A 14,333-nucleotide genomic window follows, 5' to 3' on the forward strand; every position below is an offset into this window, starting at 1 on the left:
AGGACGCTTACACTTCGACTTCTAAGCGCGCCGGCTCACGCTCACCATAACGCGTTCGCCAGCCCAGAAACCTGCGTGTAAGGACCTCAGTCGCAATGGCCAAGGTCGGGCCATCACGCCTGAGGCCACTTACACTCCGGTTTCTAACCGGGCTGGCTCACGCTCACTATAACGCGTTCCCAGGCGCAGGAGTCTGCGTGTAAGGACCTTGGTCGCAATGGCCTAAGTTCGGGCCATCACGACCAAGGCCGCTTACACTCCGTCTCCTAAGCGCGCCGGCTCACGCTCACTAGAAAGGGAGGTTTCATGAAACGAGATAAGTGGCTTTGGTTGGCGTTATTGGTTGTCGTTCTTGTTGCCGGTGCTGGGTGGTATTGGTATAACAATCAGGCCGATACGCCGCCAACTAAAGAAGAAACCACGATTGGACGCACGGCGACGCTTTATTTGCATGGCTATTCTGGCGGTGCGGGGTCGACGAATACTCTGATTCGGCGGGCCGAGGGGACTGGTGCGACCAAAGTGCTGACGGCAACAGTTGCTAAAAACGGCAAAGTGCACTGGACCGGTGATCCGCATCGTGTCAGCAAGCCCATCGTTCAGGTGATTTTTCAAGACAACAAGAATCCTGACGTCGTGAAACTGGCTGATTGGTTGACGACGATTAATCGCCAGCTTTACCAGCGCTATGGTGTGCGCAATGTTAACTTTGTCGCACATTCGATGGGCAACATGGCGGTGATGTTTTATGCGGTTCGCAATCAGAATCAAGGCAAACTGCCAAAAATGAAGCATTATGTTGCCATTGCCGGGCATTTTGACGGCATTATTGGCATGGGTGATCAACCGCATCAGATTAAGCTGGCGGCCAACGGATACCCGTCGCCCATGGACGAAAACTATGCCGAATTGGCGCGGCTACGGGATCATTTTCCCAAAGGCGTTAAAGTGCTGAATATTTACGGCGATCTCCACAATGGCAGCGATTCAGATGGACGTGTGTCTAACAATTCTTCGCGATCCTTGCGCTATCTTGTCAGCACACGAGCAGCCACTTATCAGGAAAAGGAATACTTTGGCCGCGATGCCCAGCACAGTGCATTACATGAGAACCCACAAGTAGCCAAAGCCGTCGATTCGTTCATCTGGTAAACCCGCGACTAGTCACGATCATAAGGCGCGATGACGACTTTGCCACCCAGAAAACTTGCCATATACACGTCTTCTGGTTTATAGCCTTGTTCGGCAAGGCGGGCTTTGAGCCAGTCTTCATCGCGATCAATCGCATCAAGTGCTGCCGGGTCAATCTGGCCGTCTAAGATGAGTGGATACTTGATAGTCTCATCGCCTTTGAAAATGACATTCAACTGTCCGTTCTGTTCAAGATAGGCTTGGCGAACGTCGCGCAGATCTTTCACACCAGCGGTACGTAAGCGATAGGCGAGGTCGTTGGCTGACAACCCAACCTGTGTGGCTGTTTCGACGCGAATGTTCCCGTGTGAGACCACTAATAGCGGCTCGCCATCGATAGCCCGCTTGAGCCAACGATTGTGATTCGTCAGGTATTTCGAGCTGAAGACGATGAGTGTCCAGATTAGTAAGACGTTGACAAATTGCAAAATGCTGACGTCGGTATTATAAATGACACCCCCGATAATGCCGCCGAGGACATAGTTTTGCATCTGGTCAACAATCGTGGCCGGGGCAAGATTGCCTTTACCGGTGAGCTTAATCTGGACAACAAACACGATAAAGCCTAAAAGCAGCTTCATTGCGGTCACAAAATATAAATCCTGAAAAAGTGCCATGGGTGCCTCCTACTTAGTGACGAATTGGACTTGCGGGACAATTAAAGTCGTCTTGGTAAGCTGATAACTATTGTTATCGGCGTTGATGGTGACGGTGTACATTTTTTTCGTGGACCGCCCAATCGTCACCAGCATCCCCGTGTGAACCGTGCTACTGTTGGCATACAGCTGATTGACGGACACCTGTTTCTGCGTAGCGACACTGCGCAATAAAGTCGCGACTGCCTGTGAATTAACAGTGGCAGTGCGGCTTGCCTGAAGATCGCGAATCTGAATGCCGATCGTCAACAACTCGATGAGAGCCACCAGGATTAAAAGGTCACGATATTTGTTGCTGCGCTTGTGACGGAGAAAATAAACCAGGTAGGCAATGATCGCCACAGCTCCGATGATGATGATGCCGTAACGCAAGGTGTTTTGCCAATTGTCTTGATGAGTCAGCACTGAATACGCAAAAAAAGTTGTTCCCATGAGACGCCTCCAAAAATAATAGTCTGGTCAAATCATAACAGAATGATAACCTGTTTGAAGTTATTCTTGACACGAAACATGACGGTGTTATGATAATCGCAACTCAAAACAGACAACATTGCTTTGCGGAGAAGAGTATCTGAAGCGCGGATCCCAAGCGAGCCTGGACAGTGGAAGCAGGCGATCGGTTAATCGGAGAAGATGAGCTCCAAATAGCTTTTCAGTGGTTCACGCCATTGAAACGGGTGCATCCGTTACGATGCCAGGTATCGAATTTGGTACTGGTGAGGTGTTGGCGCTATGCCGACACGAATAAGGGTGGTAACGCGCGTCAGGCGCCCCTTGATCTTTAAACGGATCAAGGGGCGCCTTTTTTTGAGCGTAAACTGGCGCGGTTAGAAGTCGGCGTGTAAGTGGCCTCAGGCGTGATGGCCCGATCTTAGGCCATTGTGCCTGAGGTCCTTACACGTAGACTTCTGCGCCAGAGAACGCGTTATGGTGAGCGTGAACTGACGCGCCAGAGAAGGCGTTATCGCGATTGCCGCCTCTTTCGTTGCCGTGTGGTCAATGTTGCTTGAGGATCGTCATTTTCATAATACGGGAGGAATTCTCATGACAGAAGAAGTTAAAATCAAAGCACCATTTCGCGCTGATTTAGTTGGCAGTTTGTTGCGTCCGGAACGATTGAAAGTGGCGCATCAGCAACTGGACATCGGCGAGATTCAACAGGATCAGGAGCTGGCGATTCAGCACGAAGCGATTGATCACATTGTCAAAAAGCAGGTTGAATTAGGTTTTAATGCGGTCACAGATGGAGAATTCTCCCGCCGGTACTGGCATCTGGATTTCTTCTGGGGCTTAAATGGCTATGAAAAAGATGACTCCTGGAAGTATGAGCATGATTTTAAAGGCGGCATCAATGCGGCGGCGAACGTTCATTTGGCGGGGAAAGTCAGCTTTAACCCACAGCATCCATTCTTTGCGGCATTTGAGTATCTTAAAAGTATCGTGCCGGAAGGGGTACTGCCAAAACAGACGATTCCCAGTCCAGCCTTGCTGTTTCGGGATCATCGTAGTGACAACTGGCCGAAGTATTATGACACCTTTGATGACTATTTAGCCGATATTGTCCAGGCTTATGTCGATACGATTCAGCACTTTTATGATTTAGGCGATCGTTATCTTCAAATCGATGACACGAACTGGGCATATCTGATTCAGAACTTGAAGGACACCGAAAACGATCCGAAGAAACATGAACATTTTGTGGCATTAGCTAAGCTGGCCCACCGCGTGATTAAAGCGGTTTTGGTGAAATTGCCGGAAGATTTGACGGTCACCTCACATATCTGTCGCGGCAATTTCCAGTCGACGTTTTTGTTCTCCGGCGGCTATCAATATGTTGCTGATGATATTGGGGACTTGCCATACGACGGGCTGTTTCTTGAATATGACAGTCAACGGGCCGGCTCGTTTGAACCGTTGCCGCAACTTTGGAACGGGGATCCCAACAAACGAATTGTATTAGGTTTGATCACCTCGAAGTTTCCGGAATTAGAAGATGAAGAAGCGGTGATCGAACGCATCAACGCCGCAACTGCTTACGTGCCGTTAGACAATCTGGCTTTGTCCACTCAATGCGGCTTTGCGTCGACCGAAGAAGGTAATAAGCTGACAGAAGACGATCAATGGGCCAAGTTGGCGTTAGTTCAACGCATTGCCCATCGTGTTTGGGCTGATGCCTGACTGACAAGTCCTTAGGGTGACACAAGCCGAAACGTGACAGATTTTTTTACGCACCATCGGCGATTGTGTTATATGATGAATACGTAAACGATTGAGAAGGAGATCTTTTATTTATGGCAAAAGTCGAAAGCTTCACATTGGATCACACGGCAGTCAAGGCACCTTACGTACGTTTGATTACGACTGAAAAAGGTACCAAAGGCGATGAAATTTCGAATTATGATCTGCGGTTGGTTCAACCTAACACCGCAGCCATCGATACGGCTGGTTTGCACACGATCGAGCACTTGTTAGCATCGTTGTTGCGCGATCGGATGGATGGCGTCATCGATTGTTCACCATTTGGCTGCCGAACCGGATTCCATCTGATTACCTGGGGCACGCACAGCACCACTGAAGTAGCCAAGGCTCTCAAGTCCAGCCTGGAAGCAATTGCCAATGATATTACCTGGGATGATGTACCGGGCGTTGATATCAAGAGTTGCGGCAATTACAAAGATCACAGTCTGTTTTCGGCCAAGGAATGGGCAAAACTAATTCTGAGCCGCGGCATTTCCGACGACCCATATGTGCGTCAGGTTGTCTGAGTTTGTCAAAATGATCGACGAATGATTGCGCGTTCGTGTGCGCAAAAAAGACGCTGTCCAAGTTTGTGAAACGAACTTGGCAGCGCCTTTTTTATGGCAACTAGTTTAACTGAATAAATCGATCAACCAGCGGCCACCGTAAAGAAGGCTCATACTGTAGGCGAAAATCGTAATGGGCTTTCCAAGGATGATAATCCAGAAGAATTTTGTGAACGTCATTTTGGTTAAACCAGCCAGCAGACACAAAACATCATCAGGTGCGACCGGTAACACAATTGCCAGCGTAAATAACCGGTCGAACCGGGTTTGATTTTTCGTATAACCGATATACTTATCGTAAGTTTTTTCCGATATCAAATAAGTCAGCAGCGGTTTACCATAGCGTCGCGCGAGGAAAAAGTTGATGAACGAGCCAATCGCAATGCCGACATAGTTGTAGAGAAAACCAAACCACGGGCCAAAAAGAATGACCCCGGCTGCTGTGCTAATGCCGCCGGGAATGATCGGAATGACAACCTGAATAACCTGAATGATGACAAAAAACAGAACACCGGTCAGGCCGAGTTGAGCGATATAAGCTTGCAGGACCTTGACATCGGAGAGAATGCCGAGGTCATACCAGTAGATAGTCACAGCAATTAAAGCGATGACAACAGCAACGGTTGCCAGGTTAATCAAATGGCGGATATTTTTGGGAGTCATCATTAAGCCTCAAAACGATTTATCATCAAGAAAACATCTATGCTACAATGAATCAAGCGTACCAAACATATGTACTGAATGGAGAGCTTATGTACGAATACTTTGAAGGCACGATTCAGGCCATTACCCCTGCGTACATCGTGATTGATGTCAACGGTATCGGATTTCGCTTGCTGGTTGCCAACCCGTATGATTTTGAAGCCGGCAAGCAGATGCGGATTTACGTTCAGCTGATTATCCGCGACAATGATCAAGCCTTGTATGGTTTTGAATCTGCCGCGGATAAGCGCACGTTTAACCAGTTGCTGACTGTCACCGGGATTGGCCCGAAATCGGCACTGGCTATTTTGGCGAATGTCTCCAGCGGCGGCCTAGCAACTGCCATCGCCCAGGACGACGTTAAGTTCCTGACCAAGTTTCCGGGTATTGGTAAGAAAACCGCTGCCCAGATCATTCTCGATCTAAAAGGAAAAATTTCAGCGGATGCCCAGCCGTCGCCCGCTGCCATCACGCCGACAGCTAGTGACGTGGCACCGGCGCTGGCCGATGCATTGGCGGCTTTAGTCGCTTTAGGATACACCCAACGGTCAGTCGACGGTATCACAGATGCTTTGAAGGCATTTGATGCCACAACAACTGATGCCTATTTGCGCGAAGGCTTGCGATTATTAAGCGGACGTGCGTAGCATTGATTATACTGGAGCCATTCAATGCCGACAACATGAAGGCATTTATGAATGGTTTAAGAATAGGGGGTGAACCTTTTTGGCAGACGCAAACAAGGATCGGTTGGTATCAGGCGACATTGACGACCTGAACGAAGCGCAAATTGAAAAGAGCTTACGTCCACGGATGCTGGCGCAATACATTGGCCAGGATCGGGTTAAGCACCAGTTGCAGGTCTATATCACTGCGGCTAAACAACGTGAAGAATCTTTGGACCATGTATTGCTTTACGGACCGCCGGGATTGGGGAAAACCACGTTGGCGTTAGTCATTGCCAATGAGCTAGGCGTTAACATTCGCACGACTTCCGGACCGGCCATCGAAAAGCCGGGCGACTTGGTGGCATTGTTGAATGAACTGCGCCCTGGTGACGTGTTGTTTGTCGATGAAATTCACCGCTTACCCAAAATCGTTGAAGAAATGCTTTATTCAGCGATGGAAGATTTTTATATTGATATTGTGGTGGGTCAGGGCCCGACCGCGCACCCGGTTCATTTTCCCTTGCCGCCGTTTACGCTAATCGGTGCCACAACGCGGGCGGGCATGCTGTCGGCGCCATTACGGGATCGATTTGGCATCAGTGAGCATATGGCGTATTATTCGCCTGACGACTTAAGCGAAATTGTTAAGCGGTCGGCAACGGTTTTTGACATGGCGATTGATGCTGAAGGCGCTCATGAAATTGCGCGGCGATCGCGCGGTACACCGCGCGTTGCCAATCGCCTGCTGAAGCGAGTGCGCGATTTTGCGGAAGTTGCCGGTAAAAGTCCGGTTGACTTGCAAATGGTCGATCATGCGCTGGATCAATTACAGGTTGATGCGCAGGGACTCGATCAAATTGACCGGAAACTGTTGATGTTCATGATTCGCGACTATCAAGGCGGTCCGGTCGGCTTATCCACGATCGCGGCGAACATCGGCGAAGAAATGGCCACCATTGAAGAAATGTACGAACCCTATTTGCTACAGATCGGCTATTTAAAACGGACACCACGCGGACGCATGGTCACGCCGGCAGGATTTGCCCATATGGGGATGACGGCGCCGGAACCTGATAACCGGGCGCAGTAAGTCAAAACGATTAAAATGAATGGAAGCGAACAAGGTGCAAGACAAAAAACGTTATCGTCAAGTAGAAAATAAAAATTATCAACTTTCGGATTTCGATTATGATCTGCCACATGAATTAATTGCGCAGACACCGCTGAAGGAACGCGATGCCAGTCGGTTATTGGTATTGAATGCTGACACAGGTGCCATGCAGGATCGGCATTTTTATGATATTTTGGATTATTTCAAACCAGGGGATGCACTGGTCATGAATGACACTCGGGTGATGCCGGCGCGGCTTTATGGTGTTAAACCGGAAACCGGAGCACATATGGAGGTCTTGTTACTTAACAATACTTCCGGCGACGACTGGGAAACGTTGATGAAGCCAGCGCGTAAGGCACCGGTTGGCACCGTGATTGACTTTGGTGATGGTTTGTTAAAAGCAACGGTCACCAAGGAATTGGATCACGGCGGCCGGATGATTCATTTTGATTACGATGGCATCTTCATGGAAATTCTGGACAAGCTTGGCGAAACGCCACTCCCGCCTTACATCAAGGAAAAACTTGAAGATCCTGAGATGTACCAAACAGTTTACTCAAAGGAACTAGGATCCGCAGCGGCACCGACAGCCGGGCTGCACTGGACCAAAGAATTGCTGAAAAAAGTGCAGGATAAAGGCGTCAAATTGGTTTATCTGACCCTGCATGTCGGCCTCGGCACGTTCCGGCCAGTAGTTGAAGAAAACATCGAAGCGCATAAAATGCACAGCGAATTTTACCGCTTAACCCCAGAAGCCGCGGCAACGTTAAATGAAGTCCGCGACAACGGCGGCCGCATCATCGCAACCGGGACAACCTCGATTCGGACACTCGAAGCCATCGGCACCAAGTTCGACGGTGAAATCAAACCGGACTCCGGTTGGACCGACATCTTCATCAAGCCAGGCTACCAGTGGAAAGTCGTCGATGCCTTCATCACCAACTTCCATCTACCAAAATCAACCCTAGTCATGCTAGTAGCCGCCTTCACCGGCCGTGACACCATCCTGAATGCCTATAAGCATGCGATTGAAGAAAAATATCGGTTCTTTAGTTTTGGGGATGCGATGTTCATCTATTGATGAGCGTGAGCCAGCCCGGTTAGAAACCGGAGTGTAAGTGGCCTCAAGCCCAAATGGCTGGTCTTTGGCCATTTGGGCTTGAGGTCCTTACACGCAGGTTTCTGGGCTGGCGAACGCGTTACGGCGAAGCAAAAGGTAACGGCCCGGTTTTGGCCATTGCGACCAAGGTCCTTACACGCAGGCTTCTGCGCCGGCGAACGCGTTACGGAAAGCATCAGAGAACATTCTTTCAACCACCACACCACGCAAAAAGCCGGCTTGCCCAACGCAAGCCGGCTTTATAACGGACGGGATCACATCAACACACACCTACAGACATGTCTCGATTTTTCTTTTAACGCATCGCTGCGTGGAACAACGTATTCATAGACGATCACAATGGCCAGGTCAAAACCCGGGAAGTGCGAAAACTACGGTAACGGTGATCCCGTCCTTAGGTTTATTTTAACAGGAATCGCGGTCCGAAAAAAGCAAACGGGCCTAAATCAGTCAAACTTTGAGTGGCGTTCGTTTTGTCATTTAAAACAGATCCCTTACTTTTAAATCACAAGTAACTCTGTTAAACTGGCATAACGAGAAAATGGAACAGCAGTGCTGCGAGGGCATTGTGATGAATAAGGAGTCGTTCATGGAACCAGCTGTTAAATATCGTCTCATCCATCAAGATAAGCATAGCGGTGCCCGGCTAGGTGAATTAATCACGCCACACGGGACTTTTCCGACGCCTATGTTTATGCCGGTAGGGACGCAGGCAAGTGTCAAAACGATGGCACCGGAGGAACTAGACACGATGGGTGCCACCGTTATTTTAGCCAACACGTACCATCTGTGGTTGCGCCCGGGACCGGAACTCATTGAAGAAGCCGGTGGGTTGCACAAATTTATGAATTGGCATAAAGGCATTTTGACTGATTCTGGCGGTTTTCAGGTCTTTTCACTCGCCGACACTCGGCACATCACGGAAGACGGCGTTACGTTCAAGAACCATCTTAACGGGGCAAAAATGTTTTTGTCACCGGAAAAAGCCATCGCCATCGAAAATGCGCTGGGTCCCGATATCATGATGAGTTTAGATGAGTGTCCGCCGTTTTTTGAGAGTTATGATTACGTCAAAAAAAGTGTGGCGCGAACCAGTCGTTGGGCGGAGCGGGGGTTAAAAGCCCATAAGAATCCGGATTGGCAGGCGTTGTTTGGCATTGTCCAAGGAGCTGGCTTCAGGGATCTGCGTGAGCAAAGTGCCAAGGACTTGGTCAGCATGGACTTTCCAGGCTATTCGATTGGCGGGTTGTCGGTTGGTGAATCCAAGGATGAAATGAATCACGTTTTGGACTTCACAACGCCGCTGCTGCCGGAGAATAAACCGCGTTATCTGATGGGTGTGGGGTCGGCGGATGCGCTCATTGACGGGGCATTGCGCGGCATTGATATGTTTGACTGCGTTTTGCCAACGCGGATCGCCCGCAACGGCACCTGCATGACCAGTCGTGGCCGCCTTGTCATCAAAAACGCGAAGTATGCCCATGACTTTGGCCCGCTCGATCCTAATTGTGACTGTTATGCGTGCCGCAATTACAGCCGCGCCTATATTCGCCATCTGATTCACGTTGGCGAAGCGTTCGGCATTCGGTTGACGACCTACCATAACCTGTATTTCCTGTTACACCTGATGCAGGAGGTTCGCGAAGCCATTGCGAATGACGACCTCTTGGCTTTCCGCGAAGACTTTTTTGAAGCTTACGGGTATAACAAGGAAAAGGCAAAGAATTTCTAGTTTATTGGAGCACAACGCGAAATTCTGGTACACTATGCATTGACAAACTAAAAATAAGAGGTGCCTAATTTGGGAAATGGTAATGTTTCAATGATCGTTCTGTTAGTTGCTTTTTTTGCCTTCATGTACTTTTTCATGATTCGTCCGCAAAAAAAGCAGCAGCAGAAGCGTCAAGAAATGCTGAATCAGTTAAAAAAAGGTGATCCGATTGTGACGATTGGCGGCCTGCACGGGGTTATCGACTCTATTGACCAGCAAGCAGGAACGGTTGTTATCGATTCTGACGGGATTTATCTGACGTTCAACTTAAACGCGGTTCGTGGCGTAGCTTCTCGTCCCGCAACACCGGCGCCAGCAGCTAAGTCCGAAGAAGCAGCCAATACGGATGAACAACGCGCAGCCAAAGCAGCTGATGACACAGCATCGGAAGCTGATAGCCAAGCAGCTGCCTCAGACGACACGACTTCGGAAGCAGACAATAAACAGAATTAATCGGCAATTCATTGCTGAATCAAACGAGAGCGGGCATTTGTCGGCTCTCTTTTTTATTGAGCACGAGCGGAAACGATTACATAAAGCTTTCTGTGACTGTGAGCACGTAATTTCAGATCAAATTGTCGATCACTCGTAATTTCCGAGGATCAAGTTCGAAAAAATACAAAGTGAAAAGCGGTTTTAATCCTTGATACTCCGCTAATAGCAATGAGCAAGCAACTTTTTCGTGAAAAAGTTCACCAAAGTTGTTTACAAATTCACATGAATCGGTTATGATCTTCTTGTGAAATGATTAACAAAAAATTCTGCGAAATGCTAGGAGGTAAGCTCATGCTTAAAAATACCGCGAAGACTGCTACTGAAGTTGATGTGAAGCACATGATCGACGAACTGGTTGCCAATGCACACTCAGCTTTGAAGATTATGAAAACTTTTGATCAAGAAAAGATCGATCACATCGTTCATCGGATGGCGATTGCCGGCTTGGATCATCATATGGAATTGGCAAAACTCGCCGTTGATGAAACCGGTCGTGGGGTTTGGGAAGATAAAGCCATCAAGAATATGTTTGCCACCGAAGAAATCTGGCATTCAATTAAGAACAATAAGACGGTTGGCGTGATCAATGAAGATAAGCAACGCGGTTTGGTATCAATTGCCGAACCGATCGGGGTTATTGCCGGGGTAACACCGGTGACGAATCCGACTTCCACCACGATCTTCAAATCCGAAATTTCAATCAAAACCCGTAATCCGATTATTTTCGCTTTCCACCCGGGTGCCCAAAAGTCTTCAGCGCGTGCGCTGGAAGTCATCCGTGAAGAAGCTGAAAAAGCCGGATTGCCAAAAGGCGCTTTACAGTATATTCCGGTACCAAGCATGGAAGCGACCAAAGCCCTGATGGATCATCCGGGTATCGCAACGATCCTGGCAACCGGTGGCCCGGGCATGGTTAAGTCCGCCTATTCTTCTGGTAAGCCTGCTTTAGGGGTTGGTGCAGGGAATGCCCCGGCATACATCGAAGCCAGTGCCAACATCAAACAGGCCGTCAATGACCTGGTACTTTCCAAGAGTTTTGACAATGGCATGATCTGTGCTTCCGAACAAGGGGCGATTGTTGATTCCAGTATTTACGATGCCGTGAAGAAAGAATTCGAAGCCCAAGGCGCTTATTTTGTCCAACCTAAAGACATGAAGAAGTTTGAAAGCACCGTGATCAATCTTGAAAAGCAAAGTGTCAATCCGCGCATTGTTGGTCAAAGTCCGAAGCAGATTGCCGAGTGGGCCGGTATTCAAATTCCGGAAGGCACCACGATTCTGATTGCGGAACTCAAAGGCGTTGGCGCGAAGTATCCACTCTCTCGCGAAAAACTGAGTCCGGTTTTGGCCATGGTTAAGGCTGATGGGCATGAAGATGCCTTCAAGAAATGCGAAACTATGCTGGACATTGGCGGGTTAGGACACACGGCGGTTATTCATACGGCTGATGAGGATTTGGCCTTGAAGTATGCCGATGCCATGCAGGCTTGCCGGATCTTGATCAACACGCCATCTTCTGTCGGCGGGATCGGGGACCTTTATAACGAAATGATTCCTAGTCTGACGCTGGGCTGCGGCTCTTACGGCGGCAACTCGATTTCGCACAATGTGGGGACAGTTGACTTGCTGAATATCAAGACCATGGCGAAACGGCGTAACAACATGCAATGGATGAAGTTGCCGCCAAAGATTTATTTTGAAAAAAACTCGGTTCGCTATCTGGAACACATGGAAGGCATTAAGCGGGCGTTCATCGTTGCTGACCGCAGCATGGAAAAGCTGGGTTTCGTGAAGATCATTGAAGATGTACTGGCACGCCGGGAAAATCCGGTTCAGGTGCAGACCTTCGTTGATGTTGAACCTGATCCATCAACCGACACTGTCTTCAAAGGAACCGATATCATGCGGTCATTTGGTCCGGACACCGTGATTGCTATCGGCGGCGGCTCGGTTATGGATGCTGCCAAGGGTATGTGCTTATTCAACGATGCAGGAGACGCCGACTTCTTCGGGGCTAAGCAAAAGTTTCTGGATATTCGTAAGCGGACTTACACCTTCCCGAAACTGAACAAGACCAAACTGGTTTGCATCCCGACGACTTCCGGTACCGGTTCTGAAGTTACCCCATTTGCGGTTATCACGGATTCGAAAGCCGGCATCAAGTATCCCTTAGCCGATTATGCGCTGACCCCGGATATCGCGATTGTGGACAGTCAATTCATCGAATCCGTACCGCCAGTGGTTGTCGCCGACTCCGGTCTCGATGTTCTCTGCCATGCAACTGAAAGCTATGTATCCACTATGGCAACCCACTACACTAAGGGTTTGAGCCTTGAAGCGATCAAGCTGGTATTTGAAAACCTTGAAAAGAGTTATCACGGCGACATCGCCGCAAAATCTAAAATGCACGATGCTTCGACGATTGCCGGGATGGCCTTTGCCAACGCACTGCTGGGGATTAACCACAGCATTGCTCACAAACTGGGTCAGGCATTCCATCTCCCTCATGGCCGTTGCATTGCGATCACCATGCCCCACGTGATCCGTTTCAATGCCAGTCAGCCGAAGAAGCGCGCTATCTGGGCTAAGTACAGTTACTTCCGCGCTAACGAAGATTATGCAGAAATTGCCCGTTATCTTGGCTTACCAGGTAAAACCACCGATGAACTGGTAGAAAGCTACGTTCAGGCATTCATCAAACTGGCACACAGCGTTGGTATCAAGTTGAGTCTGAAGGATCAAGGAGTTAAAAAAGCTGATCTGGACAAACAGGTTGATCGGCTTGCCGAACTTGCTTACGAAGACAACTGCACAGTCACCAACCCGCAAGAACCGTTAATCAGTGATTTGAAGCACATCATTCTCGATGAATACGAAGGCACGGAATCGACTTTCTAGGCGAGCACATGCTAATCATTTCACGATAAGCGGCAAAGGTTCATCAGATTAACCTTTTACGCCGATCTGTCAAAACACGTCATGAAATTGACGTGTTTTTTTGTGCAAGTCATGGCATAATGTAGTACAGTGACTGCAAATTAAAAGTAAGGACGTAAAATGACACCGAATAAAGAAGATTATCTTAAGTTGATTTTTGAGATCGGCGGTGACACCGAATTGGTCTCTAATAAGCAAATCGTTGCGGGGATGCATGTTTCTGCTGCCTCGGTCAGTGAGATGATCAATAAACTGGGTGAAGAAAAACTGGTCGCGCACACGCCTTACCAGGGAATCCAGTTGACATCGGCAGGCCGAAAAAAAGCGGCTATTTTGGTGCGTAATCATCGTCTTTGGGAAGTGTTTTTAGTTAAGTGCCTGAAGTATTCGCCGGACGCTGTTCATCAGGAGGCGGAAAAACTCGAGCATGCGCTGACACCGGAGATGGCCAAGCGGTTGTCCGCGATGTTGGGGAATCCCGAATACTGCCCACATGGCGGCGTCATTCCGGATGCTGAAGGCCACTATATCCAGCAGAGTCGGGTCACTTTGGGTGCAATGGAAGTTGGCCAACGCGGTCATATCGAACGGCTAATCGATGAAGTCTCGTTAATTGATTACACCGTCAAAATTGATTTGCGACTTGATGATGCCTTTACAGTGACTGCCAAAACGCTGGATGCGGTGGTCATTAAATTGGATCGGACTGGAAAAGAATTGGCGGTCGATGCTGATCGCGCTGCTCATATATTTGTTGAATTGTAATCAGGTTTTGAGAAAGCAGGGTCGTATACATGCCAGAAGAATCACGCGCTGTGATCATTATTTTTGGAGGATCAGGGGATCTGGCTTCGCGTAAGCTATATCCCGCATTG

At 48.8% G+C, this 14,333-nt stretch carries 14 protein-coding genes; 11 read left to right on the top strand and 3 right to left on the bottom strand.

Going from position 1 to position 14,333, the window contains the following annotated elements; all coding sequences use genetic code 11:
* The first annotated feature begins 306 nt into the window (after nucleotides 1-306).
* The gene (locus tag GSO_RS14685; RefSeq protein ID WP_010493671.1) at nucleotides 307-1,152 is read left to right on the top strand and encodes an alpha/beta hydrolase; all 846 of its coding nucleotides are present in this window, start codon (nucleotides 307-309) and stop codon (nucleotides 1,150-1,152) included.
* A gap of 8 nt (nucleotides 1,153-1,160) precedes the next feature.
* On the opposite strand, the gene GSO_RS14690 is transcribed toward GSO_RS14685, so the two are convergent.
* Together GSO_RS14690 and GSO_RS14695 are read right to left on the bottom strand one after the other, a co-directional pair.
* Entirely contained in the window at nucleotides 1,161-1,808 is a 648-nt protein-coding gene (locus tag GSO_RS14690; RefSeq protein ID WP_010493673.1) for a DUF421 domain-containing protein, read from the bottom strand.
* Between the two features lie 9 nt (nucleotides 1,809-1,817).
* A complete protein-coding gene (locus GSO_RS14695) occupies nucleotides 1,818-2,279 on the bottom strand; it encodes a DUF3290 family protein (RefSeq protein WP_010493675.1) in 462 nt (153 codons plus the stop codon).
* A 612-nt stretch (nucleotides 2,280-2,891) separates the two neighbouring features.
* Between GSO_RS14695 and GSO_RS14700 the strand changes: the two genes are divergently transcribed.
* Together GSO_RS14700 and GSO_RS14705 are read left to right on the top strand one after the other, a co-directional pair.
* Nucleotides 2,892-4,025, top strand: a complete 1,134-nt coding sequence (locus tag GSO_RS14700; protein ID WP_010493677.1) for a vitamin B12 independent methionine synthase — start codon at nucleotides 2,892-2,894, stop codon at nucleotides 4,023-4,025.
* A 113-nt stretch (nucleotides 4,026-4,138) separates the two neighbouring features.
* Nucleotides 4,139-4,612, top strand: a complete 474-nt coding sequence (locus tag GSO_RS14705; protein WP_010493679.1) for an S-ribosylhomocysteine lyase — start codon at nucleotides 4,139-4,141, stop codon at nucleotides 4,610-4,612.
* A 105-nt stretch (nucleotides 4,613-4,717) separates the two neighbouring features.
* Here the strand turns inward: GSO_RS14705 and GSO_RS14710 are convergent, their stop codons facing one another.
* On the bottom strand, nucleotides 4,718-5,314 hold the full coding sequence (locus tag GSO_RS14710) for a TVP38/TMEM64 family protein (RefSeq protein WP_010493681.1): 597 nt from the start codon (nucleotides 5,312-5,314) through the stop codon (nucleotides 4,718-4,720).
* An 89-nt stretch (nucleotides 5,315-5,403) separates the two neighbouring features.
* Here GSO_RS14710 and ruvA point away from each other — a divergent pair, with 89 nt between their 5' ends.
* The 8 genes from ruvA to GSO_RS17975 form a co-directional block, all read left to right on the top strand.
* Complete coding sequence (gene ruvA, locus GSO_RS14715; protein ID WP_010493683.1) at nucleotides 5,404-6,000, top strand: Holliday junction branch migration protein RuvA; 597 nt, start codon at nucleotides 5,404-5,406, stop codon at nucleotides 5,998-6,000.
* A 79-nt stretch (nucleotides 6,001-6,079) separates the two neighbouring features.
* Entirely contained in the window at nucleotides 6,080-7,111 is a 1,032-nt protein-coding gene (gene ruvB, locus GSO_RS14720; RefSeq protein WP_010493685.1) for a Holliday junction branch migration DNA helicase RuvB, read from the top strand.
* 19 nt (nucleotides 7,112-7,130) lie between these two features.
* Nucleotides 7,131-8,216, top strand: a complete 1,086-nt coding sequence (queA, locus tag GSO_RS14725) for a tRNA preQ1(34) S-adenosylmethionine ribosyltransferase-isomerase QueA (RefSeq protein WP_044113049.1) — start codon at nucleotides 7,131-7,133, stop codon at nucleotides 8,214-8,216.
* A gap of 628 nt (nucleotides 8,217-8,844) precedes the next feature.
* The gene (tgt, locus tag GSO_RS14730) at nucleotides 8,845-9,987 is read left to right on the top strand and encodes a tRNA guanosine(34) transglycosylase Tgt (RefSeq protein ID WP_010493691.1); all 1,143 of its coding nucleotides are present in this window, start codon (nucleotides 8,845-8,847) and stop codon (nucleotides 9,985-9,987) included.
* A gap of 90 nt (nucleotides 9,988-10,077) precedes the next feature.
* Nucleotides 10,078-10,479 (top strand): preprotein translocase subunit YajC, encoded by a 402-nt coding sequence (gene yajC / locus GSO_RS14735; protein WP_044113052.1) that lies wholly within the window; start codon nucleotides 10,078-10,080, stop codon nucleotides 10,477-10,479.
* A gap of 333 nt (nucleotides 10,480-10,812) precedes the next feature.
* Nucleotides 10,813-13,419, top strand: coding sequence for a bifunctional acetaldehyde-CoA/alcohol dehydrogenase (adhE, locus tag GSO_RS14740; RefSeq protein ID WP_010493695.1), 2,607 nt, complete (start codon nucleotides 10,813-10,815; stop codon nucleotides 13,417-13,419).
* Nucleotides 13,420-13,578: 159 nt separating this feature from the next.
* The gene (locus GSO_RS14745) at nucleotides 13,579-14,223 is read left to right on the top strand and encodes a metal-dependent transcriptional regulator (RefSeq protein WP_010493697.1); all 645 of its coding nucleotides are present in this window, start codon (nucleotides 13,579-13,581) and stop codon (nucleotides 14,221-14,223) included.
* 29 nt (nucleotides 14,224-14,252) lie between these two features.
* Nucleotides 14,253-14,333: hypothetical protein (locus GSO_RS17975; RefSeq protein ID WP_143445988.1), on the top strand; the 81-nt coding region annotated here is incomplete at its 3' end.

This window comes from Lacticaseibacillus zeae DSM 20178 = KCTC 3804 (assembly GCF_000260435.1).
Taxonomy (GTDB): Bacteria; Bacillota; Bacilli; order Lactobacillales; family Lactobacillaceae; genus Lacticaseibacillus; species Lacticaseibacillus zeae.

Bases quoted from the DNA above. Each gene is read 5' to 3' on its own strand.
- GSO_RS14710 (WP_010493681.1), bottom strand. From the start codon at position 5,314: ATGACTCCCAAAAATATCCGCCATTTGATTAACCTGGCAACCGTTGCT.
- queA (WP_044113049.1), top strand. From the start codon at position 7,131: ATGGAAGCGAACAAGGTGCAAGACAAAAAACGTTATCGTCAAGTAGAA.
- ruvA (WP_010493683.1), top strand. From the start codon at position 5,404: ATGTACGAATACTTTGAAGGCACGATTCAGGCCATTACCCCTGCGTAC.
- GSO_RS14685 (WP_010493671.1), top strand. From the start codon at position 307: ATGAAACGAGATAAGTGGCTTTGGTTGGCGTTATTGGTTGTCGTTCTT.
- GSO_RS14745 (WP_010493697.1), top strand. From the start codon at position 13,579: ATGACACCGAATAAAGAAGATTATCTTAAGTTGATTTTTGAGATCGGC.
- adhE (WP_010493695.1), top strand. From the start codon at position 10,813: ATGCTTAAAAATACCGCGAAGACTGCTACTGAAGTTGATGTGAAGCAC.
- tgt (WP_010493691.1), top strand. From the start codon at position 8,845: ATGGAACCAGCTGTTAAATATCGTCTCATCCATCAAGATAAGCATAGC.
- GSO_RS14705 (WP_010493679.1), top strand. From the start codon at position 4,139: ATGGCAAAAGTCGAAAGCTTCACATTGGATCACACGGCAGTCAAGGCA.
- GSO_RS14695 (WP_010493675.1), bottom strand. From the start codon at position 2,279: ATGGGAACAACTTTTTTTGCGTATTCAGTGCTGACTCATCAAGACAAT.
- GSO_RS14690 (WP_010493673.1), bottom strand. From the start codon at position 1,808: ATGGCACTTTTTCAGGATTTATATTTTGTGACCGCAATGAAGCTGCTT.
- GSO_RS14700 (WP_010493677.1), top strand. From the start codon at position 2,892: ATGACAGAAGAAGTTAAAATCAAAGCACCATTTCGCGCTGATTTAGTT.
- yajC (WP_044113052.1), top strand. From the start codon at position 10,078: ATGATCGTTCTGTTAGTTGCTTTTTTTGCCTTCATGTACTTTTTCATG.